At 61.5% G+C, this 23,008-nt stretch carries 19 protein-coding genes; 7 read left to right on the forward strand and 12 right to left on the reverse strand.

Translation table 11 applies throughout. The annotated features are described in order from the left end of the window. Positions 1-115 precede the first annotated feature (115 nt). The 3 genes from BFP93_RS10460 to BFP93_RS10470 are packed head-to-tail and all read right to left on the reverse strand — an operon-like array spanning position 116 to position 1,879. Positions 116-787 carry a GNAT family N-acetyltransferase gene (locus BFP93_RS10460; RefSeq protein ID WP_065893014.1) on the reverse strand — a complete coding sequence of 224 codons (672 nt, stop codon included), beginning with the start codon at positions 785-787 and terminating at the stop codon, positions 116-118. 10 nt (positions 788-797) lie between these two features. Continuing rightward, a complete protein-coding gene (locus BFP93_RS10465; RefSeq protein WP_065883826.1) occupies positions 798-1,244 on the reverse strand; it encodes a GNAT family N-acetyltransferase in 447 nt (148 codons plus the stop codon). After that, on the reverse strand, positions 1,241-1,879 hold the full coding sequence (locus BFP93_RS10470) for an FMN-binding negative transcriptional regulator (RefSeq protein ID WP_065893015.1): 639 nt from the start codon (positions 1,877-1,879) through the stop codon (positions 1,241-1,243). The genes BFP93_RS10465 and BFP93_RS10470 overlap by 4 nt, the downstream gene beginning before the upstream one ends. An 88-nt stretch (positions 1,880-1,967) precedes the next feature. Here BFP93_RS10470 and BFP93_RS10475 point away from each other — a divergent pair, with 88 nt between their 5' ends. Beyond that, positions 1,968-3,506 carry a MocR-like pyridoxine biosynthesis transcription factor PdxR gene (locus BFP93_RS10475; protein WP_065893016.1) on the forward strand — a complete coding sequence of 513 codons (1,539 nt, stop codon included), beginning with the start codon at positions 1,968-1,970 and terminating at the stop codon, positions 3,504-3,506. 7 nt (positions 3,507-3,513) lie between these two features. Here the strand turns inward: BFP93_RS10475 and BFP93_RS10480 are convergent, their stop codons facing one another. The 7 genes from BFP93_RS10480 to aspA all read right to left on the reverse strand — a co-directional run bounded on the left by BFP93_RS10480 (position 3,514) and on the right by aspA (position 15,878). Next, a complete protein-coding gene (locus tag BFP93_RS10480) occupies positions 3,514-8,139 on the reverse strand; it encodes a dermonecrotic toxin domain-containing protein (protein WP_065893017.1) in 4,626 nt (1,541 codons plus the stop codon). A gap of 126 nt (positions 8,140-8,265) precedes the next feature. Then, on the reverse strand, positions 8,266-9,357 hold the full coding sequence (locus BFP93_RS10485) for a polyamine ABC transporter substrate-binding protein (RefSeq protein ID WP_065893018.1): 1,092 nt from the start codon (positions 9,355-9,357) through the stop codon (positions 8,266-8,268). Then, positions 9,354-10,388, reverse strand: coding sequence for a histone deacetylase family protein (locus BFP93_RS10490; protein ID WP_065893019.1), 1,035 nt, complete (start codon positions 10,386-10,388; stop codon positions 9,354-9,356). Before BFP93_RS10490 ends, BFP93_RS10485 begins: the two co-directional genes overlap by 4 nt. 132 nt (positions 10,389-10,520) lie before the next feature. Then, positions 10,521-11,513, reverse strand: coding sequence for an AraC family transcriptional regulator (locus BFP93_RS10495; protein ID WP_065893020.1), 993 nt, complete (start codon positions 11,511-11,513; stop codon positions 10,521-10,523). Between the two features lie 50 nt (positions 11,514-11,563). Then, positions 11,564-12,541, reverse strand: a complete 978-nt coding sequence (locus BFP93_RS10500; protein WP_065893021.1) for an asparaginase — start codon at positions 12,539-12,541, stop codon at positions 11,564-11,566. A 76-nt stretch (positions 12,542-12,617) separates the two neighbouring features. Next, positions 12,618-14,063, reverse strand: coding sequence for an alanine/glycine:cation symporter family protein (locus tag BFP93_RS10505; protein ID WP_065893022.1), 1,446 nt, complete (start codon positions 14,061-14,063; stop codon positions 12,618-12,620). 390 nt (positions 14,064-14,453) lie between these two features. Continuing rightward, the gene (gene aspA / locus BFP93_RS10510) at positions 14,454-15,878 is read right to left on the reverse strand and encodes an aspartate ammonia-lyase (RefSeq protein ID WP_065883807.1); all 1,425 of its coding nucleotides are present in this window, start codon (positions 15,876-15,878) and stop codon (positions 14,454-14,456) included. Positions 15,879-16,061: 183 nt separating this feature from the next. Here aspA and BFP93_RS10515 point away from each other — a divergent pair, with 183 nt between their 5' ends. The 5 genes from BFP93_RS10515 (at position 16,062) to BFP93_RS10535 (ending at position 19,884) form a co-directional block, all read left to right on the forward strand. Then, positions 16,062-16,970, forward strand: coding sequence for a LysR substrate-binding domain-containing protein (locus tag BFP93_RS10515; protein WP_065883805.1), 909 nt, complete (start codon positions 16,062-16,064; stop codon positions 16,968-16,970). A 357-nt stretch (positions 16,971-17,327) separates the two neighbouring features. Then, positions 17,328-17,819: a 5-(carboxyamino)imidazole ribonucleotide mutase gene (gene purE, locus BFP93_RS10520; RefSeq protein ID WP_003195648.1), complete on the forward strand. Its 492-nt coding sequence runs from the start codon at positions 17,328-17,330 to the stop codon at positions 17,817-17,819. Positions 17,820-17,831: 12 nt separating this feature from the next. Continuing rightward, positions 17,832-18,917, forward strand: a complete 1,086-nt coding sequence (locus tag BFP93_RS10525) for a 5-(carboxyamino)imidazole ribonucleotide synthase (protein ID WP_065883803.1) — start codon at positions 17,832-17,834, stop codon at positions 18,915-18,917. A gap of 105 nt (positions 18,918-19,022) precedes the next feature. Beyond that, the gene (locus BFP93_RS10530) at positions 19,023-19,268 is read left to right on the forward strand and encodes a GlsB/YeaQ/YmgE family stress response membrane protein (protein ID WP_065883801.1); all 246 of its coding nucleotides are present in this window, start codon (positions 19,023-19,025) and stop codon (positions 19,266-19,268) included. Between the two features lie 79 nt (positions 19,269-19,347). Beyond that, positions 19,348-19,884, forward strand: coding sequence for a DUF3299 domain-containing protein (locus BFP93_RS10535; RefSeq protein WP_065893023.1), 537 nt, complete (start codon positions 19,348-19,350; stop codon positions 19,882-19,884). A 58-nt stretch (positions 19,885-19,942) separates the two neighbouring features. Here the strand turns inward: BFP93_RS10535 and BFP93_RS10540 are convergent, their stop codons facing one another. Both BFP93_RS10540 and BFP93_RS10545 read right to left on the reverse strand, forming a co-directional pair. Beyond that, positions 19,943-20,842, reverse strand: coding sequence for a D-hexose-6-phosphate mutarotase (locus tag BFP93_RS10540; RefSeq protein ID WP_065893024.1), 900 nt, complete (start codon positions 20,840-20,842; stop codon positions 19,943-19,945). Between the two features lie 65 nt (positions 20,843-20,907). Beyond that, the gene (locus BFP93_RS10545; protein ID WP_003176975.1) at positions 20,908-21,312 is read right to left on the reverse strand and encodes an acyl-CoA thioesterase; all 405 of its coding nucleotides are present in this window, start codon (positions 21,310-21,312) and stop codon (positions 20,908-20,910) included. 403 nt (positions 21,313-21,715) lie between these two features. Here BFP93_RS10545 and BFP93_RS10550 point away from each other — a divergent pair, with 403 nt between their 5' ends. Continuing rightward, positions 21,716-23,005, forward strand: a complete 1,290-nt coding sequence (locus tag BFP93_RS10550; RefSeq protein ID WP_065893025.1) for an MFS transporter — start codon at positions 21,716-21,718, stop codon at positions 23,003-23,005. Positions 23,006-23,008: the final 3 nt, after the last annotated feature.

A 23,008-nucleotide genomic window follows, 5' to 3' on the forward strand; every position in this document is an offset into this window, starting at 1 on the left:
AGTGGCCGTTACCGCAGAAACGGATATGTACTCGTTCCAATCCAACATCCTGGTCGGCCAGAGGCCGCCATCGGGGGCAAGCCCCCTCCCACATGTTTTGTGTTGCGAGTGAGGTTCAGGTTCGGCATTCGGCCAGTGTTCTGATCTGACCGGAACCGGCCTGGTTCTCCTCCGACAACCACGCCTCAAACCCCGCGCCAATCTTCGGCCATTCCGAATCCAGCATCGAATACCACGCCGTATCCCGGTTCTGCCCCTTGACCACCATATGCTGGCGGAACACGCCTTCAAAACTGAACCCCAGGCGCTCGGCTGCATACCTGGAGCGCGCATTGCCGTTGTTGCACTTCCATTCCAGGCGGCGGTAGCCCTGCTCGAACGCGTACTTGGCCAGCAGGTACACCGCTTCGGTACTTTTTGGCGAACGCTGCATCGGTGCGCCAAAGGTGACGTGGCCAATTTCAATACGCCCGTGAGCGGGGACGATGGACATCAGGCTGAGGATGCCCTGGACCTGGCCGCTTGCGCGGTCGACCACGCTGAAGAAATACGGGTCGCTGCTGGCGGCATGGTTGTTCAGCCAGGCATCGAAGGCGCTGCGCTCGGGAAAAGGGCCGTAGGGCAAAAAGTCCCACAACATCGGGTCGGCACCGGGGCCCTCGAGGGCTTGCCACAGTTGTTCGGCGTGACGCGCCGGGTCGAGCTTTTCCAGGCGAATGAAGCGCCCTTCAAGCAGTTGCGCGGCAGGCGCGGGGGCGCCTTTCCAGTCGGCGGGGGAAGTGACCATGCTGCGCTCCTTAAAGACCTTTGCGAAATTGGATGAAACCTGGGCGTTCAGCGATGCGTTCGTACAGTTGAATCGCGGTGGCGTTGGTCTCGTGGGTCAACCAGTGCACCTTGCAGCAGCCATCGGCCTTGGCGGTGGCGTAGACGAATTCGATCAGCTTGCGGCCCACGCCAGTGCCACGTTGGGCTGGGTCCACCAGCAAGTCCTGCAGGTAGCAGGAGTTCTCGATGCTCCAGTTGGAACGATGGTAGATGAAGTTGACCATGCCCACTGCCTTGCCGTCCTGCCAGGCGAGTGCCGAATGAGTCGGCTCGCGGGCGTCGATCAGGCGTTGCCAGGTGCTTTGGCTGACGGCGTCCGGCAGTTCGGTGTTGTAGAACTTCAAATACGCCTGCCACAACGGGAGCCAGGCGGTGTGGTCGGCGGCGGTGACTTGGCGAATGTCGATCTGGCTCATTGTGCAACTCCTTGGGGAATAAAGCGGGCGAGGGCCTGGTCACGCACATCGGTACTGGCGGCCAGGCCTTCGCGCACGCCGGCCACGTCGGCCGCGCTGCGGTTCTGGCTGAGCTTGCGCTTGCCGATCACGCGTTCGATGGGCAGGGCGAAGCCGACGATGGCCTTGAGCATGCCGTCAATGTAGTCCGCCGGTGCGTCACTGACCGCCCAGGGTTGGGCGCGGCCACGTTCATGGCGCTCGGTGAGGGCGCTGACCACCTTGAGCAATCGCTCGGCGTCGTTGAACACCTGCGCCTTGCCATAGGCGTGCACGGCCATGTAGTTCCAGGTCGGCACCACTTTGCCGTGTTCGGCTTTGGCCGGGTAAAACGCCGGACTGACATAGGCGTCGGCCCCCGCGAAGATCACCAGCGCCTCATGGCCATTTTGCAGCTCGCGCCATTGCGGGTTGGCCTTGGCCAAGTGCCCGTAAAGCGTGCCGTTGGGACCTTCATCGGGGTTGAGCAGCAGTGGCAGGTGGCTGGCTTGCAGGCCGTTTTCTCCCACGGTCACCAACTGCGCCAGACGGGTGTGCTGGATCAGTTGCTGGAGTTGGGGCAAATCATCGATGGCAAAGGCGCGGGGGGTGTACATGGGAAATTTTCCTTGGCGAATGCCTGCATCCTAGGCAGGCTATTGGTTCGTTGTAAGAGCCATCTAGCGCTATTTTCATAGGTCCAATATGCCGTCCATCGCGCCGCCTTTATCCTTCAACCCTGCCGGTATTGAACTGGACCGCCGCCAGGGCCTGACGCGCCAACTCTATGAGGCCCTGCGCCAGCGCGTGCTGGATGGACGGTTGGTCAGTGGTACACGTTTACCCGCTACCCGAGATTTGGCGACAGCATTGTCGATTTCCCGAAACAGCGTCGTGCGCGCCTACGATCAGCTGTACGCGGAAGGGTTTATCGAAAGTCGGGTGGGAGATGGCACCTATGTCGCCCAATTGCCGATGCCGAAAAAACTATCCACACAAGTATCCACAGGGTTTTCAACAGGCTTATCCCCAGGGTTATCCACAAAATGGGCGGATTTACCGGAACATCTTGACGATGAAGTTATCCACAGCACGGGCTTGGCGCGGGTAAAAAATCATCACTTGCCTCAACCGCCTTCAGGTCCACCTCGTGCTTTTCGCGTGGGCGTGCCGGCCTTCGACCTGTTCCCGTTTGAAGTGTGGGCCAAGCTCAACGGGGCGTTCTGGCGCAAACCCGACCTGGAACAGCTGTGTTATGGCGACCCGGCAGGTGACAGCCGCCTGCGTGGCTTGATTGCCGCGTACCTGCGCAGCTCACGGGGTATGCAGTGCACGGCTGAACAAATTGTGATCACCAGTGGTGCACAGCAGGCAATCAGCCTTTGTGCACAGCTGCTGGTTGAGCCGGGTGATGGGGTGGCGGTGGAAAATCCGGGTTACCGTGCGGCCGGCCATGCATTCGCCCTGGCCGGTGGGCGATTGCAGGGCGTGCCGGTAGACAGCGAGGGCCTGGATTGCCAGGTGCTCAACGCTCTGCATGACTGCCGTGTGGCCTATGTCACACCTTCCCATCAATATCCGTTGGGGGTGGTGATGAGCTTGGCCCGGCGTCTGGAGTTGCTGGCCTGGGCCGAGCGTACGGGTGGCTGGATCGTCGAGGATGACTACGACGGAGAGTACCGCTACAGCGGTGCGCCGCTGTCGCCCCTGGCGGCGCTGGATCGCAGTGGCCGCGTGTTATACGTCGGCACGTTCGGCAAAGTGGCGTTCCCCGCGTTGCGCCTGGGCTATCTGGTGTTGCCTGCGGCCCTTGTGCAAGCGTTTACCCGGCGGCGCGCCGTGGACATGCGCCATTCCGAAGTCAGCACCCAGGCGGTGATGGCAGAGTTCATGGCGGCGGGGCACTTCCAACGCCACATTCGCCGAATGCGTCGCGCTGCATTGAACCGACGCAACGCCTTGCTGGCCGGTTGGCCCGATGGGTTGCCCGGCGTCGGCGCCTTGCCCAGCGTTGCGGCCGGGCTGCACTTGACCGTGCGAGTGGACAGCCTGGCCCGCGAGCAGGCGTTGCTCGCGCAGGCTCGTGCGGTAGAGGTTGAGATCACCGGTTTAAGTAGCTATTGGCTGGCTGGCACAAGCCCACCAGCGGACCAGCACGCAGGCCTGTTGATGGGGTTTGCCGCCGTGCCCGAGGCGGCCATCGCGCAGGCGCTGGCACGTTTGCGCGAGGTTTGGCAGGCATAAAAGGCGATCAGCTGTCGAAGAACAGCGACTTGGCCAGTTGATCACCGATGCTGCTGCGGTGGATTTCTATCATTTCCCAGTCACTGGGGCCGGTGCGTTGACGAGCGCCACCGAGCCGCTGTTGTTCGCGCGTCTTGAGGTGGGCCTTGTCGAATCTCTCAAGAGCGGCGCCTTTCGTTGCGTAGTGAAAGTGCGCGTACCACAGCACGGCGTTGGTCTCTTTATCGCGTACTTCGTACTCGTCCAGATAGCCCTTTGGGGGCCCTTTGACGGCGCGACGGCTGAAGGTTCTGGTGATCCTGATCAGCCCTTGGTCATGCAGCCATTCCACCCGCGCCGCAGTGGGCGGCTGGTGTTTGATCATCTCGATGTAGGTTTTTCTACCCAGGTGATAAAGCCGCTGTGCTGCGTCGTTGAGGTTGCGTTTGGTCGAAGCGGCGGAAGTATGGTCGCTTTCGGTGAGATTGCGCCGGGTCAGCGCTTGCTCGATGTCGTTTGACGCACCCTCCAGTTGTTTGGCGTAGGCCTCGTACATATCCTGGATATCCTGCGGCGCGTGCCAGGGTTTACGCGAGAAGCCCTGGTACTTGCGGGTTTCAGCCTGCTCGGCATTCAACAGCGTTTGTCCGGTGTTGATGCTGGTATCCAGGTCCAGCGTGGCAGGCACTGGCGATGCAGAGGTGACCTTTTGCCGCTTGACCCAGACGCCTGGGGTTTTTTCATGAAACGTAGCGAGCACCTTGCCTGTCACGGACGTCCTGACATCGACCAGGGTACTGTCGGACTCACGGGGTTGAGCTATTAACACGCCGTCGTAGCGTGTCTTGATTATCTTGCGTCGTGGCGTGTGCGAGGCCTTTGAGCTGCCGGGCTTGGGTTCCAGGGCTTTTTTCTCGCGCAGCAGTTGCGCCAGGTCGTGAATGGCGCGCTGGCTGAATCCGCCGATCTGCTGGCGAAAACCCTGCAGGCGGGTTTTCAGCAGATACTGCGGATGGTCGGCGTGTAGCTCCAGCAGACGTTGATCTGCACTGGAAAATTGCTCAACCAGGCTGTTGAGCACATCAATGCGCTCATCCAGCGACGTGTCGCTGCCCCGTCTCACAACTTCAGTGAAACTCTCAACGTTAAGTTCGGCTGTGTCGACGCACTGGTTCATCTGCTCTCGCAGCGTGGCGGGGATCTGGCTTTGCTCTTCATCGATACACAAGTAGCGACCCAGGCCGATCTCCAAGGATTTGAGCTCGGCGAGGGTGAGCGGTGGCAATTCGCTCAGGGCTTTTTGAATGACCGCTGCGCCTTCATCTCCCAGCACTTTGAGATCGCTGAAACGGTCGTTGATGAACTCCAGGCGCTTGATGATTGCCAGGTTCAAGGTAGACAGGTTTTGCGCGCTTTGCGCCTGGTTTTTATAGTCAATGTCCACCTCGGCATCGAGGATTGGGAACGACGATTCCAGGGCCTGCTTATAGCTCACCAGTTGTTGTTCCATGACTACCTGAGTCAGTTGTATTTGCTGCTTCAGGTATTCACTCATGTTGCCCTGATAGGCGGGCACGGCATCGATGATGCTCAAGGATTTCAGCTGACTGATCGCCTCATCGTACGCCGTCAGCCGGTTGTCGACTTTACCTATGAACGCTGTACGCAGCAGGTCCGTGGAAGGGCCAGGGGCGGCGTCCAGTTCGGGCTGTGACTCCAGCACGTCCAGCTGTTGCCTGGCGGCGACCGCATCAAAGGCGTTGAGCTGGGTCATGAGTGCCGTAATGCGCTCAGGCTGATTGACCTTGACCGCACGCTGACGGTTGCGAAGGCCGCCGCCGCGCAGTCGCAAGCGGATGTCGACAAACCACTGGCCCGCCAGATTGCCGATCAGCGGCGGGCCCGTACGCAAGGGTGCCTGCGGGTCAATGATGATGACACTGTCGTTGTCATCCACCCTGACTTCGAACCAGCGCGCACCAACCGGTGCATACCATTTGTCGGCAAGTGGATACAGATTCAAGTGGCGCCCGCGCGTTTTGTTTTGCGCGCCAAGCTTGTCGGGTTTGGCGACGTTGAAACTGTCGAGTGTCCTGGCCAGGCCCAAGCGGCTATGACCCAGGGCCCCCAGGATGTGTACGGCGCCTTGATGCTTGGCGGGCAGTTGGTTGTCGGGAATATCTGCTTGTTGCACGGCGGTGTATGTTTTTTCGGCAACAGGTGGTTTACCGGCGGTGTCGATCATTGTCGACTCGGATTCAGTTTCGATCTTCGGCGCACCGAACTGTCCCGGCGGGCGGGGATGGCGTAGGGCGATGTGCAGGGTCAGAGCCATGCCCAGGTTGAGGAATACATCCACTAATGCGGTCCATGAGGCGTGTTGATCCTCCTTGTTTACCGCTTCCTCGGTGGCTTGCAGGTCGTCCATGATTTGCCAGATCCAGGCGGCAATTCCGACGGTGCGGCCCATGAATGGCAGGGCCGCGTTGAATATTTGCCAGCCGGTGTGGCGAAACGTCGCCCAGCGTTTCTGTACATTGGACACCGACTGACGGGCCGCCAGTTCGATCATGGCGGTGGCATTGGCCTTGAACAGCGTTGCAAGGGCGTCATTGCCCACTTCTTCATCGGCCAGGGTCACGGGGCCGCTCATGTAGAGCAGGGTGAGGGGCTCGACGAGGGCACGCACCACCGTCCAGGGCGAGGGCAACGTGTCGGGAAACACGTATTGGGCGTAGTTGAAGCTCTGCGCCTGCGGCAGCCAGGCCAGCACCGATTCGCGCAAGGGGCGCTCATGTTTGATCGCGTACAACAGGTTTTGCCGTGCCGGGTATTGCATCAGCACCGGTTCCAGCAACGGGCGATAAAGCAGGCACGGGCCGGCGCTGGCGTCCCTTGGACCGATCACGAACATATTGGCGACCACGTCGCGCTCATGGCCGGGGCGCAAGGTGGGCACGAAGGCCAGGGCGCGGATAACAATGGGCTGCCCGTCTACGTGGCGGTCGTGTTCATCGGTGTGCATCACGGCGGCAACGTAGCGGTAGCCGAGCTCATCAATTGCGCCCTGCCTGCGGATTTTCATTTGCAGGGCCAGCAGCGGCAGTTGCAGGCGTAGATGGCTGGTATAGAGCTGTTGGCGGTGACTGGATTGCACCGGTTCATCGAGCAGTTTCTGTTTGATCAGCGCGGGGTAGTGTTCGCCGATATCAATGTCTTCGATCAGGTCTTTCACATAGCTGAAGGTCAGCCAGTTGGGGACACCATTGTCATTGTCGCCGTAGCGCACCGTGATATTGCCGGTGGGCAGGCCGGTGAGGTTGTCCAGCGCCAGATCGATCAGGCCGCGACGGGTGATGTCCACGCTGCCCGGCACGATGAACGTGCCCCATATCACCGGGCTTTCGATCACTACCTCGATTTTGTCCAGATTCAGGCGCGCACCGTCTTTATGCGACTGGATGCGGCTTTGCAGCTGTGTGCGGGCATAGTCCCGAATGGGCGCAATGCCGTCCTGGAATGTTTCGCCCTGGTAGTGGGCATGCAGTTGGGCCAGGTCGATCATGTAGCGGCTATAGGCGGCGGTGTCCGAGTCCGATGCCGAAGCCAGCCAGTCGGGCAGTTGTTGATGAATTTCTCGGATACTCGAGAGTTGGTGATCGCTCATCTCTTCGATGCTGGGCACAATGCGGGCGACGGTGGCAGGGCGTGGCTGCTCCTGTGCCGGCTCATCAACAGCGGTTTGGCTGTAACTGCCGATGGTGCGGATTTGCACGTCAATCAGGGTGCAGGCCAGCGCGTCGAAAAAATTGCCATCAGGCTCATAGAGACGCCACTGCAACGTGGTATCGCGCTTTGGCGCACTCAACCGGGCCGGCAGTGAGGCGCCGAATGCTTCGACTGACGCGAAGGTTTCGTACCCGCTTACCAGCGAGTGCGTCAGGACCATTTGGCGCTTGTCGTGCTCGCCAACCAGTACGGCGATGTCCGTAAAACTGATGTGGGTGGACTCGCCGTCCCGAAGCAGGTCGATATCGACCAGGTAGGCACGACTCTTGTAGCGATCATTCGACGCGCGCTTCGCCCGGTCGGGCTCCTGGAAAAATCCACGGGCCATGGCCGCTTCGTGCTCTGCCAAGCCCTGCTCTTCGTTGACGTTCCACACTTTTCTCAGTGAGTTGGAAAATGTCCGCCAGCGTGGCCCGGTGCTGCCGTTGGAGGCGTTCCAGAAATTAAGCTGCTGTTCCTGAAAAGCGGTGAACAGCAAGGCGGACAACTCGTTGATCAGGCGTGCGATGGCATCGATCTTCACCTCAAGGTGTACAGGCGCCGCCGCGTTCGGCTGCAGCGTGAGGAAGTGCTCGCCATCGATGTAAGTCACTCGTTCGCCGGACAGCGCCTGGTTGGCCAGTACCGAGGTCAGAGACTGGATAACGGCTGGCGCCGGTTCGACAGCACTGCCCACGATGTGCCAGCGAGGGCTGACCACCATCGCCAGGTCAGGGTCGATATTGAGCGCGGGGTAGAGGTCTCGGAGTGCCGAGCGCAACGTGATGGCGGCGACCTCGTGGGTGGTGGGCCCGTTGGTTAACTGGGTGAGCAGTTCATAGGTGCTGGGGGGGCGGTGATTAGTGCTATGTAGGTCATTGGGCATGTGTTGCTCCTCTGCAATCGCTGGCCTGGACGGGCGTCGAGGAGGTGCAAGGTAGCGATGGCCGTAGCCGAGAGGACGGTAGATAAATCGCGGCGCCCGCGAAGGCGCCCGTCAAATCAAGGTGTTTCAGGTGCCGGATTTGATCTTGGTCCAGGCCCTTGTCCTGGCGCGTTCGGCTTTGCTTTCCAGGGGCTTGAGGGTATAGAGCGTCGTCATGGCCGCGTCGGTCGGGTACAGGTTGGGGTTGTTGCGTATCGCCGGGTCGACCCACTCGGTGGCGTCCTTGTTCGGGTTGGGATAACCGACGAAGTCGCTGACCGGTGCGATGACGTTGGGTTGCAACAAATAGTTGATGAAGGTGTAGGCGTCGCCCGGATTTTTAGCACCCTTGGGGATGGCGAGCATGTCGAACCAGATCGGCGCGCCTTCCCTGGGCAGGCGCATATCCACGGTCACGCCGTTCTTGGCTTCCTTGGCGCGGTTGGCGGCCTGGGAAAAACTGCCGGAATAGCCCACGGCCACGCAGATGTCGCCGTTGGCGATATCGGCCATGTATTTGGAGGAGTGAAAGTAGGTGATGTACGGGCGGATTTTCATCAGCAGTGCTTCGGCCTTGATGTAGTCCTTGGGGTTGCTGCTGTTGGGGTCCAGGCCCAGATGCTGCAGGGCCAGCGGCAGGATCTCCGAGGGCGAATCCAGCAGCGCGACCCCGCACTGCTTGAGCTTGCTGATGTTTTCTTCCTTGAAGATCAGGTCCCAGCTGTCCACTGGCGCGTCGTCGCCCAGGGCCGCCTTGACCTTGGCCGGGTTGAAGCCGATCAGGATGGTGCCGTACATGTAGGGCACGGCGTACTGATTGCCGGGGTCGTTGGCTTCGATCAGCTTCATCAGCTTGGGATCCAGGTGCTTCCAGTTGGGCAACTGGCTACGGTCCAGGGGCTGGAACACCCCGGCTTCGATCTGCTTGGCCAGGAACACGTTGGACGGCACCACCACGTCATAGCCGGAATTGCCGGTGAGCAGCTTGGCTTCCAGCGCCTCGTTTGTGTCGAAGATGTCGTACACCAGTTTGATCGACGGGTTCTGCGCCTTGAAGTCCTCAAGGGCCTTGGGGGTGATGTAGTCGAACCAGTTGTAGACCTTCAGGGTTTTCTCTTCGGCCTGTGCCGCGCCGCTGGCCACCGCGACGCACAGGACGAGCGATTTGAGTATGTTCATTGGGCTGCTTCCTCGAAACCTTCAAGCACGTTGACGGCGTTGATACCGATTTCTTCCACGGCGTAGCCGCCTTCCATCACAAACAGCGTTGGCGTGCCGAGCTGCGCGATGCGTCGACCCATGGCCAGGTAGTCCGGGCTGTCGAGCTTGAATTGCGAAATGGGGTCGTCCTTGAAGGTGTCCACGCCCAGTGAGACAACGATGACATCGGCACCGTAGCGCGCGATCTCGGCACAGGCTTGTTCAAGCGCGTCGCTCCAGGTTTCCCAGGTGGCGCCGGCCGGTAACGGATAGTTGAAGTTGAACCCTTCTCCCGGGCCCTCTCCCAGCTCATCGGCATACCCGAGAAAGAATGGGAACTCCGCCTCCGGATGGCCGTGGATCGAGGTGAAGAGCACATCGCTGCGCGGGTAGAAAATCGATTGCGTGCCGTTGCCGTGGTGGTAGTCCACATCGAGGATGGCGACCTTTTTGCAGCCCTGGTCGAGAAACGCCTGGGCGGCGATGGCCGCGTTATTGAGGTAGCAATAACCGCCCATCAGGTCGCTGGCGGCGTGATGCCCGGGCGGGCGGCACAGCGCAAAGGCACTGTGGGCGCCTTGCGTGATGGCGGCCTGGGCGGTGAGGGCGACTTGCGCCGCGCTGTAGGCCGCTTGCCAGGTGCCGGCGGTGATCGGCGCGCCTCCATCGAAACTGTAATAGCCCAGCTGGCCGTGCAGGCTGGCGGGCATCACGCGGCGCAACGTGCGCGCGGGCCAGGTGTAGGGCAACAGGTCGCCATCCTGGCCGTACTCGGTCCAGCGTTGCCAGGCGCCCTTGAAGAAGTCGAGATAGTCGCGGCTGTGAATACGTTGCAGCGGTGCCAGACCGAAGTCCTGCGGCGCCTGCACCGGGCCCAGGTCACGGTCTTTGACGCGTTGCAGCACGTGGTCGGCGCGCGAGGGCATTTCAAAGCAGGGCATCAGTTGCCCGTCCATCAATTCACAGCGGCCGTGGTGCAGGTGGTGATCGTCCGAGTAGATCGTCAGCATGTGTTGTTCTCCGCAGGCTCTGTCGGTGCATGCAGTCTTGCGGCGGGTGCGATTTATGAGAACGGCAGGAGCGGCCAAAAGGGGATAAATATGGCCAGCCTGTGTGTCCGCAATGGGCCCCTGAACGGGGCGTCATGCGCGAAATTGACTCGGCGCGACGCCGCTCCAGCGTACGAACGCATGCCTGAAGCTGGCCGTTTCGCTGAACCCCAGCGTTTCGGCTATCCGGTGGATCGGCCACAGGTCGTCAGCCAATAACTGTTTGGCGCGTTCAAAGCGCAACTCATCGAGCAGTTCCTGATAGCTGCAGCCCAGGTGGTGCAAGTGTCGACGCAGGGTGCGTGCGGAACAGTTCATTTGCCGGGCCAGGCCCTCCAGCCCGGGTGCGGCGTGCAGTTGCGCGGCCAGCAACTGACGGATTCGCCCCAGCCATGCCTCGCGTCCGGTGAATTCGGTGTTCTGTTTCCGGCAGCGCTCGACCATGGCCTGGTGGGTCACGGCGTCGGCCAGCGGCAGGGGTTGGGCAAGCCAGCGTTTATCGAAGGCGAATGCATTGGCCGTGGCCTGGAACTGCAGCGGGCAATCGAAGCTCTCGACGTAACGCGCTTGATAATCCGGCGCGTCGTGCTCGAAACGAGCGCCCAACAGGGGCAGTGGATGGCCGAGTAAGTCGTCGCAGATAACTTTCAACGATCCCAGGCACAACTCGACATTGAAGGCCGTCAGTGCGGGGCTCTCGCGGTAATCGCCGGCGGTGAACCAGATACGTTCGTCGTCTTCCTCCAGGCTCAGTTCGAAGAGTGTTCCCAACAGCGCCGGATAACGCAGGGCCAGGCGCAAAGCGTCACCGAAAGTGGCACTGGTGAGCAGGGCATAGCCGAGCATGCCGTAGGAGGAAACATGCATGCGCCGCCCCACGATCAAGCCGATATCGCGCTGCAGGGCCACGGCGTTGGCGCACACCTGCATCTCCTGATGCGTGGCGATACGCGTGTCGGCGCGGCGCAAGTCCGCTGCGCAGATGCCGCTGCCGGCCAATAACGCGGAATGGGGCAAGCCTTCGGCCTCGAAGGTACTGAGCACCAGGGACACGGCATTGAGGGTGGTGAGATGGGAGTGCAGCATGGGGACTTCCAGCCATGGGGTGGCTGGAAGTGGAGCAAGTTACATGCCGCTCAGTTCAGTTCGCCGCACAGGTCCAGTTCCACCAGGCGACGGATTTCGCGGGTCGGCAACCCGGCCCCGAGCAGGGCGTTGAGCTTGCCGAAGGCCGCCTCGCGGGTCATGCCGCCACCGGACAGCACGCCCACACCGCGCAGGCGGCTGCCGGCTTCGTAGACGTCCAGTTCCACGCCGCCTTCATGGCATTGGGTGATCGCAACCACTACTACATCCTGATCCTGCGCACGTTGCAGGCTGGCCAGGAAGGCCGGGTTGTCACTTGGGCCGGTGCCGCTGCCGAAGCATTCGAGCACCAGCGCCTGGAGGCCGCTGTCGACCAGCGCATCCAACAGGTCGGCGGCGATACCCGGCACCAACGGCAGGACGCCGACCCTGGCTTCAGACTTGGGCTGGCGGTAATGCAGGGCCGCGGGGATCATGTCGGCTTGGGAGACGCCGCCGTTACGTTGCAAGGCGGCAAACGGATGGCGACCAAAGCTGCGGATCTTCGCGCACCGGGTGGGCGCCATGAGCGCGCCGTGGAAATACAATTGCACGCCGGGTGCCAGGCCTTCCCCGAGTGCCGTCAGCGCACCGCTGACGTTTTCCCAGGCATCACTGTCGGGCACGCCTGCCGGCAACATCGAGCCGGTGAACAGTACGGGTGCCGGCAGACCGAGGAGTTGAAAACTCATGGCCGCCGCGCTGTACGCCAGGGTGTCGGTGCCGTGCAGGATCAGCACGGCGTCGCAGCCGTCGTCCACGGCCTCGACAACGGCGCTGCGCAGGCGCTGCCAGTAGGCAGGGGTCATATTGGCGCTGTCGATCAGCGGCGACATCTCCCGAAAGCGCCACGTGGGCACGGGTGCGTCGGCCAGTTGCTCGCGCATACGCGCCTCAAAACCGGAAGCGGGTGCCAGGCCGTTGGCACTGGCCTGCATGCCGATGGTGCCGCCGGTGTAGAGCACCATGACGTTGTTGGCTGCTTGCATGAAAAATCTCCTGAACGAAAAACGCCGCCGGGCCCAGAGCATGCCCAAGGCCGGGCGGCGTGTCATCTGGCGGTGATTAACGTTGCGCCTGGGCGCTCAGTTCAGCCGACGGTGCTGCTTCGGATCTTACCGGGTTGGCCGGCCAGGCCTTGCGGTCCAGGTCCAGATCGGGGAACTGGCTGGAATCGAACACCGGGGTCTTGATGCCTGCTGCGCGCTGGCCGTCGTAGTCGTTGAGGATGCGCATGGCGATCTTGAACAGGAACGCCAGGGCGAACAGGTTGACGAACGCGAGCATGGTCATGGTGATGTCGGCGAAGGCGAACACGGTGCTCAGGTTCTCGATCGAACCCCAGAAAATCAGCACCAGCACCAAGGCGCGATAGCCCATCAGTACCTTGCGGTTGTTGCCGACCAGAAAGCGCAGGTTGCTCTCGCCCAGGTAGTAGTTGTACATGATCGAGGTGAACACGAACAACGCCAGGGCGACCGAGATGAACATGCGGCCCCAGTCACCGACCACGGCGGCCAGGGAGTTCTGGGTCAGGGCAATGCCGTCGCCTTCAAAACCCGGGGTGTAGAAGCCGGACAGCAGGATCAGCAACGCGGTGCAGGTGCAGATCACGAAGGTGTCGAGGAACACGCTGAACGCTTGCACCACACCTTGGGCAATCGGGTGTTCCACGGAGGCCACCGCCGCCACGTTGGGCGCACTGCCTAAACCGGCTTCGTTGGCGAACACGCCGCGTTTGACGCCCATGATGATCGCGCTGCCCACCAGGCCACCGAAGGCCTGGTCGAGGCCGAAGGCGCTCTTGACGATGGTCGCGAGCATGGCCGGCACGTGGTCGAACTGCAGCACGATCACGTACAGGGTCACGGCGATGTAGACCAGCGTCTTGACCGGTACCAGCAGGTCGGCGATCGAGGCAATACGCTTGATCCCGCCAATGAACACCAGGCCCAGCAACACCGCCAGCGCGAGGCCGGTGTAAGTGGTGTCGAGACCGAAGGCATTATTCAGCGAGTGGGTAACCGCGTGGGCTTGCAGGCCGTTGAAGGCAAAGCCGAAAGTCACCAGCAGCAGGAACGCCATGACCATCCCCAGCCAGCGTTTGTGCAGGCCGTGCTGGATGTAATAGGCCGGGCCACCACGGTAGGCACCTTCTGCATCGGTGCGCTTGTACAGCTGACCCAGGGAGCACTCGATAAAGCTCGAGGACATGCCCACCAACGCGGTGACCCACATCCAGAACACGGCGCCCGGGCCACCCAGGGTCACGGCAATGCCGACGCCTGCGATGTTACCGGCGCCCACACGGCCGGCCAGGCTGAGCATCAGCGCCTGGAACGAGCTGAGTTGGCCGGAGCTGCTTTTCAGGCTGTCTTTAAACACCGAGAACATGTGGAAAAAGTGACGCAATTGAACGAAACGCGAGCGGATCGTGAAATAACCGCCGAGCCCGACAATGAGCACGATCAGTACTTTCCCTGAGAGGAAGTCGTTGATGACTTCGAGCATGGAGTGTTCCTCGCTGATTTTTCTAATGGCAAACGCAGGACGGTGCGACGCATCGCTCGGCACCAGGCAGTGCGCGACGTTCGACCCCAATCCTTTTGCGGGTGTTGTTATTCATGCGGTTTCGCGCTGTACAGGACCTCGTTAACGACGATCTCTGACACGAAGAGGGGCGGCACTATACCTAGGCGAACGTGATCCGTCTGCTCGGCCTGATTAAAGGTTTCAGCGAAGCGGTGAGAGGGGAGGTGGGTAAGCGGTGCGATATTGGATTTTTTATAGGCGTCATAAGCAACCTCAAGGCAAAAAAAAGGGCCTGAAGAACGAGCCTTCAGGCCCTCAAAAGGTGAGAGGTGTCTAGTCTCTCAACCTGGTGAGCGGTGCAACAAACACTTAGGCCTTCAGCGGGACCAAGCGTGGAGCGATCATGTTTTCGGGGCGCAGGATGTCGTCGAGCATGGCGTCGTCGAGCAAGCCTTCTTCACGCACCAGTTCCAGCACACCGCGACCGCTTTCAAGGGCGATTCGCGCAATGCGGGTGGCGTTTTCATAGCCGATGTAGGGATTCAGCGCGGTGACCAGGCCGATGGAGTGCTCCACCAGTTCGCGGCAGCGCGCTTCGTTGGCGGTGATGCCGACGATGCAGTGCTCGCGCAGCATGTCCATGGCGCGTTGCAGCAGGCGGATCGAGTCGAAGATCTTGTAGGCGATCAGCGGCTCCATCACGTTCAGTTGCAGCTGGCCGCCTTCGGCCGCGATGGTCAGGGCCAAATCGTTACCGATGATTTGGAACGCCACCTGGTTCACGGCTTCCGGGATCACCGGGTTGACCTTGCCGGGCATGATCGAGCTGCCTGGCTGGCGCGCCGGCAGGTTGATTTCGTTGATGCCGGTGCGTGGGCCGCTGGACAGCAGGCGCAGGTCGTTGCAGATCTTCGACAGCTTCACCGCGGTACGCTTGAGCATGCCGGAGAACAGCACGAAGGCGCCCATGTCGGAGGTGGCTTCGATCAGGTCGGCCGCCGGTACCAGCGGCTGGCCGCTGATGGTGGCCAGGCGTTGTACGGCCAGGGCCTGGTAGCGTGGGTCGGCGTTGATGCCGGTGCCGATGGCGGTGCCGCCCAAGTTCACTTCGGTGAGCAGCTCCGGCGCCAGGGTTTTCAGGCGGGCCAGGTCTTCGCTCAGGGTGGTGGCGAAGGCGCGGAATTCCTGGCCGAGGGTCATCGGCACGGCGTCTTGCAGTTGGGTGCGGCCCATTTTCAATACATGCCCGAACTCGACACCTTTGGCGGCGAAGGCCTGGATCAGGCTGTCGAGGCTGGCCAGCAGCGCGTCATGGCCCAGCAGCAGACCCAGACGGATCGCGGTCGGGTAGGCGTCGTTGGTCGACTGCGCCATGTTCACATCGTTGTTGGGGTGCAGGTACTGGTACTCACCCTTCTGATGGCCCATGGCCTCCAGTGCGATGTTGGCGATCACTTCGTTGGCATTCATGTTGGTGGAAGTGCCGGCGCCGCCTTGAATCATGTCCACCACGAACTCTTCGTGGAAATCGCCGCGAATCAGGCGGGCGCACGCTTCGCTGATGGCCGCGTGCTTGGCTTCGCTGAGCTGGCCCAGTTCGCGGTTGGCGTCCGCTGCTGCTTGCTTGACCATTGCCAGACCGACCACCAATTTCGGGTAATGCGAAATCGGAACGCCCGAGAGGCGGAAGTTGTTCACCGCTCGCAGGGTCTGGATGCCGTAATACGCTTGGGCAGGTACTTCGAGTACGCCAAGCAGGTCTTTTTCGGTACGGAAAGATGCAGCAGAGGACATGACGGAAATCATCTCGATAGGGACCCGGAACTGGCCGGAACGCTGTGAATGCTAGGCTTTTGAGAGTTTTTGGGCCAATGCTGTTAAGCACTGGCCTATGCACAAACGGCATAATGTCGATGTGACCCGGTTACCATGACGGGCGTGTGTGCCAAAATGGTGCATTCCCCGTGGGAGGCAGTGATGAACCTTGAGAGCAAATGGCTGGAAGACTTCAGTGCCCTGGCGGCGACGCGCAGCTTTTCCCAGGCGGCGGAGCGGCGCTTTGTCACCCAGCCGGCGTTCAGTCGACGTATTCGCAGCCTGGAAGCGGCGCTGGGGCTGACCCTGGTCAATCGCTCACGCACGCCGGTGGAGCTGACGGCGGCGGGGCAATTGTTCCTGGTCACCGCGCGCACGGTGGTCGAACAACTCGGTGAAGTGCTGCGCCATTTGCATCATCTGGAAGGCGGGCAGGGGGAGGTCATGCAGGTGGCGGCGGCTCACTCCCTGGCATTGGGTTTTTTCCCGCGCTGGATCGCCCAACTGCGCAACGAAGGTTTGAACATCGCCACGCGGCTGGTCGCCACCAACGTCGGCGATGCCGTGCACGCCCTGCGCGAAGGCGGCTGCGACCTGATGCTGGCGTTCTACGACCCGGATGCCGCGATGCAGATGGACGCCGAGATCTTTCCCTCGCTGCACCTGGGCAACACCGAAATGCTCCCGGTGTGCGCAGCCGATGCCGATGGCAAGCCGCTGTTCGATCTGGAAGGCGAGGGCAGCGTGCCGTTGCTGGCCTACAGTGCCGGCGCCTTTCTCGGACGCTCGGTGAACCTGCTGCTGCGCCAGCGTGCGCTGCGTTTTACCACCATTTATGAAACCGCCATGGCCGACAGCCTCAAGAGCATGGCGCTGGAAGGTCTGGGTATCGCCTGGGTACCGCAGTTGAGCGTGCGGGCGGAACTGGCCCGCGGCGAGTTGGTGGTGTGTGGCGGGGCGCAATGGCATGTGCCGCTGGAGATTCGGCTGTATCGCTGCGCGCTGGTGCGCAAGGCGAATGTGCGGTTGTTGTGGCGCAAGCTGGAAGGTGGCGCGGCGCAAAATACCTGAGCCCAGTCTCGGGCCCAGTATCAGGCCCAATGCAGGGCAAATGTGGGAGGGGGCTTGCCCCCGATTGCGGTGTGTCAGGCACTGAATATGTCACTGACACACCGCCATCGGGAGCAAGCCCCCTCCCACAGGGTTTTGCGGTGTATTGGACTGACTCTTGAGTCAATAAAACCGCCGGTTTGGGCGGCAAGACAGATGGTCATCCCAGGGGCTGTTTATCTGGATTATTACGGTATACTGCGCGGCCTTCGGCCGGTCCAACCGGCCTTAATTCGTACACCAAGCCACGCCGGATTTCCCGCGTGGCTTGTTGTTTTTTGACGCGCCTGCGGGCGCCCAGAGAGAAGAGGCACGACGATGAGTGCATTGGTTGGCGTGATCATGGGCTCCAAGTCCGATTGGTCCACCCTTAGCCACACCGCCGATATGCTGGAAAAACTCGGCATTCCGTACGAAGTGAAGGTGGTCTCCGCCCACCGCACCCCGGACTTGCTGTTCCAGTATGCCGATGAAGCAGAATCCCGTGGCATCGAGGTGATTATTGCCGGTGCCGGCGGTGCGGCGCATTTGCCGGGCATGTGTGCAGCCAAGACTCACCTGCCCGTGCTCGGTGTACCGGTGCAGTCGTCAATGCTCTCGGGCGTGGATTCGCTGTTGTCCATCGTGCAGATGCCCGCCGGCATTCCGGTGGCAACCCTGGCGATCGGCAAGGCCGGCGCGATCAACGCCGCGTTGCTGTCCGCCAGTATCCTGGGCGCCAAGCACCCGCAGTTTCATGCGGTGCTGAAAAAATTCCGTGCTGAGCAGACAGACAGCGTGCTGGACAATCCAGACCCACGCATCGCCTGAGGTTGTTGATTGATGAAAATCGGTGTAATCGGTGGCGGCCAACTGGGCCGCATGCTGGCTCTGGCGGGAACCCCGCTGGGGATGAACTTCGCTTTCCTGGACCCGGCGCCGGACGCTTGCGCGGCAGCCCTGGGTGAACACCTGCGCGCGGACTACAGCGACCCGGATCACCTGCGTCAACTGGCCGACGAAGTTGACCTGGTGACCTTCGAGTTCGAAAGCGTCCCGGCCGAAACCGTGGCGTTCCTGTCGCAGTTCGTCCCGGTGTACCCGAGCGCCGAAGCCCTGCGCATCGCGCGCGACCGCTGGTTCGAGAAGAGCATGTTCAAGGACCTGGGCATCCCGACCCCGGCCTTCGCCGACATCCAGTCCCAGGCGGACCTGGACGCCGCCGTCGCCAGCATCGGCCTGCCGGCCGTGTTGAAAACCCGCACCCTGGGGTATGACGGCAAGGGCCAGAAAGTCCTGCGCACGGCGGCCGATGTGGTCGGCACCTTTGCCGAACTGGGCGGCGTCGCGTGCCTGCTGGAAGGCTTCGTGCCGTTCACTGGTGAAGTCTCGCTGATCGCCGTGCGCGCCCGTGACGGCGAAACCCGCTTCTATCCGTTGGTGCACAACACCCACGACAGCGGCATTCTCAAGCTGTCCGTCGCCAGCACCGACCACCCGCTGCAGGCCCTGGCCGAGGATTATTCCAGCCGCGTGCTCAAGCAGCTGGATTACGTTGGCGTGATGGCGTTCGAGTTCTTCGAAGTCGATGGCGGTCTCAAGGCCAACGAAATCGCCCCACGCGTGCACAACTCCGGGCACTGGACCACCGAAGGCGCCGAGTGCAGCCAGTTCGAGAACCACCTGCGCGCGGTGGCGGGCTTGCCGTTGGGCTCCACGGCCAAGGTTGGCGAGAGCGCCATGCTCAACTTCATCGGCGTGGTGCCGCCGGTTGAGCGAGTCATGGCGATCGACGATTGCCATGTGCATCACTACGGCAAGGCCTTCAAGGCAGGGCGCAAGGTGGGTCACGCCAACCTGCGCTGCAAGGACCGCGCGACCCTGCAGGCGCAGATCCTCAAGGTCGAAGCGCTGATCGCCGAACAATAAGCTGCATCGTCGAGGGAACCATTAAGGCTCGGCGTCCCTCTGATTGCAGGATGCCAAAGTCTGACTAGGCTTTGGCATGACTCACACCAATCAGAGGGAAATGCCATGGGTATCATTGGAACCATCTTTATCGGCTTGATCGTCGGCCTGCTGGCGCGTTTCCTCAAGCCTGGCGACGACAGCATGGGCTGGATCATGACCATTCTGCTGGGTATCGCCGGCTCCCTGGCTGCAACCTACGGTGGCCAGGCGCTGGGGATCTACCAGGCCGGTCAAGGCGCAGGCTTTATCGGTGCGCTGATCGGTGCGATCGTGCTGCTGGTCATCTACGGCCTGATCAAAAGAAAGTAATCAGCCGACAAAGTCCTCTGCGCTGCGCAGGCGCAGAGGGCTAGAATGCTCGGCACTTGTACTTTTGCCGAGCCTCTCCATGCGCCGTTTCCTGTTGACTCTCCTCTTGCTGGGCTCAGGCCTGGCCCACGCCGGCGAACTGCCGGAAACCGACTGGCTCGAGCTGATGCCGCTGTCGGATCAGAAAGCCCTCGAAGCCATGCCCGAGATCGATCACAACTCGCCCGAAGCCCAAGGCACCTTTACCGACAAGGGTGGCCTGAAGCAGAGCAAAGGCTTGCCGGCGGTGATGTATTCCACCAAGACCGTGGCGGCCATGAACGGCAAGCACATCCGTATCGGCGGCTACCCGGTGCCGTTGGAAACCGATGCCAAGGGCCGCAGCACCCTGTTCTTTCTCGTGCCGTACCCCGGCGCGTGTATCCATGTGCCGCCACCGCCGCCCAACCAACTGGTGCTGGTGCGCTATCCCAAGGGGCTGAAGCTGGATGATATCTACACGCCGCTGTGGGTGACCGGAACCTTGAAGGTGGAGAAGGTGAATAACGACCTGGCGGACGCGGCGTATGCGCTGGATGCAGGGAAGGTGCGGGTGGTGAAGGAGTCCGATCTCTAACAGCCAACACATAACAATGTGGGAGGGGGCTTGCCCCCTCCCACATTTTTGATTGGGTTTACAAAGGAATGCTGGCGATGCTCACGCCCAGGGTGTGGCTTTCGCCGGGTGCCAACGCCACCACATCGTCCAGCACATTCGCCGTCTCGATGCACAACATCCCCTGCCAGCCATCGTCGGCCATGTCATCGAAGGCCTTGGCGCGTTCGGTCCACGGGTTCCAGATCACGGTCGATTTCGACCCTTCGCTGGTGAGCTGGATGCGACGCTGCCAGTCCTTGTCGAGGATGCTCAGGCGGGCCGGTGTATCGAGGTAGATACGGTCAGTCTCGGCACTGAAGTGCAGCAGGCCGGACTGGGTTTTCTCGGTCCAGCCATCGGCGGTATCGATATAGGTCGCCCCCTCCACGCCTTCGACCTGCACGTTGCGCACATCGCTGACGGCGAAGTAGGTGTGCAATGCCTGGCTGAAGGTCACGGTGTCAGTGCCGCGGTTATGGCTGGTGAGGTGGATATGCAGCTGGTCGTCCAGCACCAGGCTCAACGTCAGGTCGACCTGATGAGGCCAGCCAGGAAAACCGCCTGCCGGTACAGGCAGCGCAAGGTCCACCCGCAACGCCTGGCCTTCAAGCCTGGTTGCGGCTAATTCCCACAACGCCGTCCGCACAAAACCGTGGGCGCCGGCCGGCTGATCGCTTTGACGCATCGCCTTGACGCTCTGCGGGTTGCGCTCGAATACACCAAACCACGGCCAGCACACCGGGACGCCGGTACGAATGCCTTTGCCCTGCTTGAACACCGCCTCGGGGTTCGGCCAGATCAGCGGCTGCTCGCCATCGCGCTGGTAACTGAAGAGATGCGCGCCCTGTTGGGCCACCATCAATTCGGCGCCGTTGTGGCGGATGCGCCAGCAGTCCAGCTCGTCGATTTTCACGGTTTCAACGTGGGGCGTCGGCATAACAAAGCTCTCTCAATGGCAGGCAATGGGCAATGGGGCAATTGACCGTGAAACCCCGATGAGGTTTAACGCGCGCGCGACGGAACCGAGCGCGTGCGGCCGCTGCCGTCGATGGCGACGAACACGAACACCGCCTCTGTCACCTTGCGCCATTCGCTGGACAGCGGGTCGTCGCTCCACACTTCGACCATCATCTGGATCGAGCTGCGGCCGATTTCCAGGGCCTGGGTATAGAAGGACAACTGCGCGCCCACCGCGACCGGGACCAGGAATGCCATGCGATCAATGGCCACGGTGGCTACACGTCCGCCGGCCACCTTGCTGGCCATTGCCGTGCCGGCCAGGTCCATCTGCGCGACCAGCCAGCCACCGAAGATATCGCCAAAACCGTTGGTTTCACGTGGAAGTGCAGTGATTTGCAGGGCGAGATCGCCTTGCGGGATAGGATCTTCTTGTTCGAGTTCGATCATGCCGAGGGCCTCTGACCCGTGACGCTTCATGGGTATTTCAAGTGGATAGCCGTCTTCTGGAAAAACGTTTCAGCACCAACATACACCGCTCGATGCGTTTCTCGTAAGGCGAACTAAAGGGAAACTCTGCCAAATCGGCTGGATGGCGCCCAACAACGTTTTGGCACAGCAGCCCGTCAAGACTGGGGTTCCTGCGCTTGCACGGGCGAGTATATCGGGACGCTGGCGCGACGACGACCACCTGAGGCTCATTTGGTCGGTAAATAGACGCTGTATCGGGGCTTTTGCGCGCAACTGTTTTCATAGCGCTGTGCTTTTTCAGGCGATTTGCTATCTTGCCAGACCCGCCGCAAGTCATGGGCGTGCAGTCCTTTACGCTGATTACTATAAGAGAAGCCTTGCCATGTCCTCCGTGCCCGCAAGCAGTGCGCAACCGTCGCGCCCGCTGACCCGCAACGACTACAAAACCCTGTCGCTGTCTGCCTTGGGCGGGGCGCTGGAATTCTACGACTTCATCATTTTCGTATTTTTCGCCACTGTGGTCGGGAAACTGTTCTTCCCCGTCGACATGCCCGAATGGCTGCGCATGATGCAGACCTTCGGCATCTTCGCCGCCGGCTACCTGGCTCGCCCGCTGGGCGGCATCATCATGGCGCACTTCGGCGACCTGCTGGGCCGCAAGAAAATGTTCACCCTGAGCATCTTCATGATGGCCGTGCCGACCTTGATCATGGGGCTGCTGCCGACCTACGCGCAGATCGGCCTGTGGGCACCGCTCCTGCTGCTGTTGATGCGCGTGATCCAGGGCGCGGCGATTGGCGGCGAGGTACCCGGCGCCTGGGTATTCGTCTCCGAACACGTCCCGCCACGTCACATCGGCTACGCCTGCGGCACCCTCACCAGCGGCCTCACCGCCGGTATTCTGCTGGGCTCGCTGGTAGCCACCGCGATTAATACGGCCTATACCCCGGAGCAGGTTTCCGATTACGCCTGGCGAATCCCCTTCCTGCTCGGCGGTGTCTTCGGCCTGCTGTCGGTGTACCTGCGCCGCTGGCTGCATGAAACACCGATCTTCGCCGAGATGCAGCAACGCAAGACCCTGGCCGCCGAACTGCCGTTGCGCGCGGTACTGCGTGACCATCGTGGCGCCATCGTGCTGTCGATGCTGCTGACCTGGCTGCTGTCGGCCGGCGTCGTGGTAGTCATCCTGATGACCCCGACCGTGCTGCAGACCGTCTACCACTTCAGCCCCACGGTTGCGTTGCAGGCCAACAGCCTGGCCATCGTGACCCTGAGCCTGGGTTGCATTGCCTCGGGTGCCCTGGCCGACCGCTTTGGTGCCGGGCGTGTGCTGGTCACCGGTTGCGCGTTGCTGCTGGCCACTTCCTGGACGCTGTACCACAGCCTCATGGCCCACCCGGACTGGCTGTTCCCGCTGTACGCCTTGACCGGCCTGTTTGTCGGCACCATCGGTGTGGTGCCCTACGTGATGGTTAAAGCCTTCCCACCGGTGGTGCGTTTCAGCGGCCTGTCGTTCTCCTACAACGTGGCCTACGCCGTGTTTGGCGGGCTGACGCCATTGGCGGTGTCACTGCTGATGAAGGAAAGCCCGATGGGCCCGTCCTACTATGTCGCCGCCCTGTGTGTGATGGGGATGGTGGTGGGCGGGTATCTGTGGAAGCGTTCCCGCTGAGCT

The organism is Pseudomonas sp. 44 R 15 (assembly GCF_900004965.1).
In the GTDB taxonomy this organism is placed as follows: domain Bacteria; phylum Pseudomonadota; class Gammaproteobacteria; order Pseudomonadales; family Pseudomonadaceae; genus Aquipseudomonas; species Aquipseudomonas orientalis_A.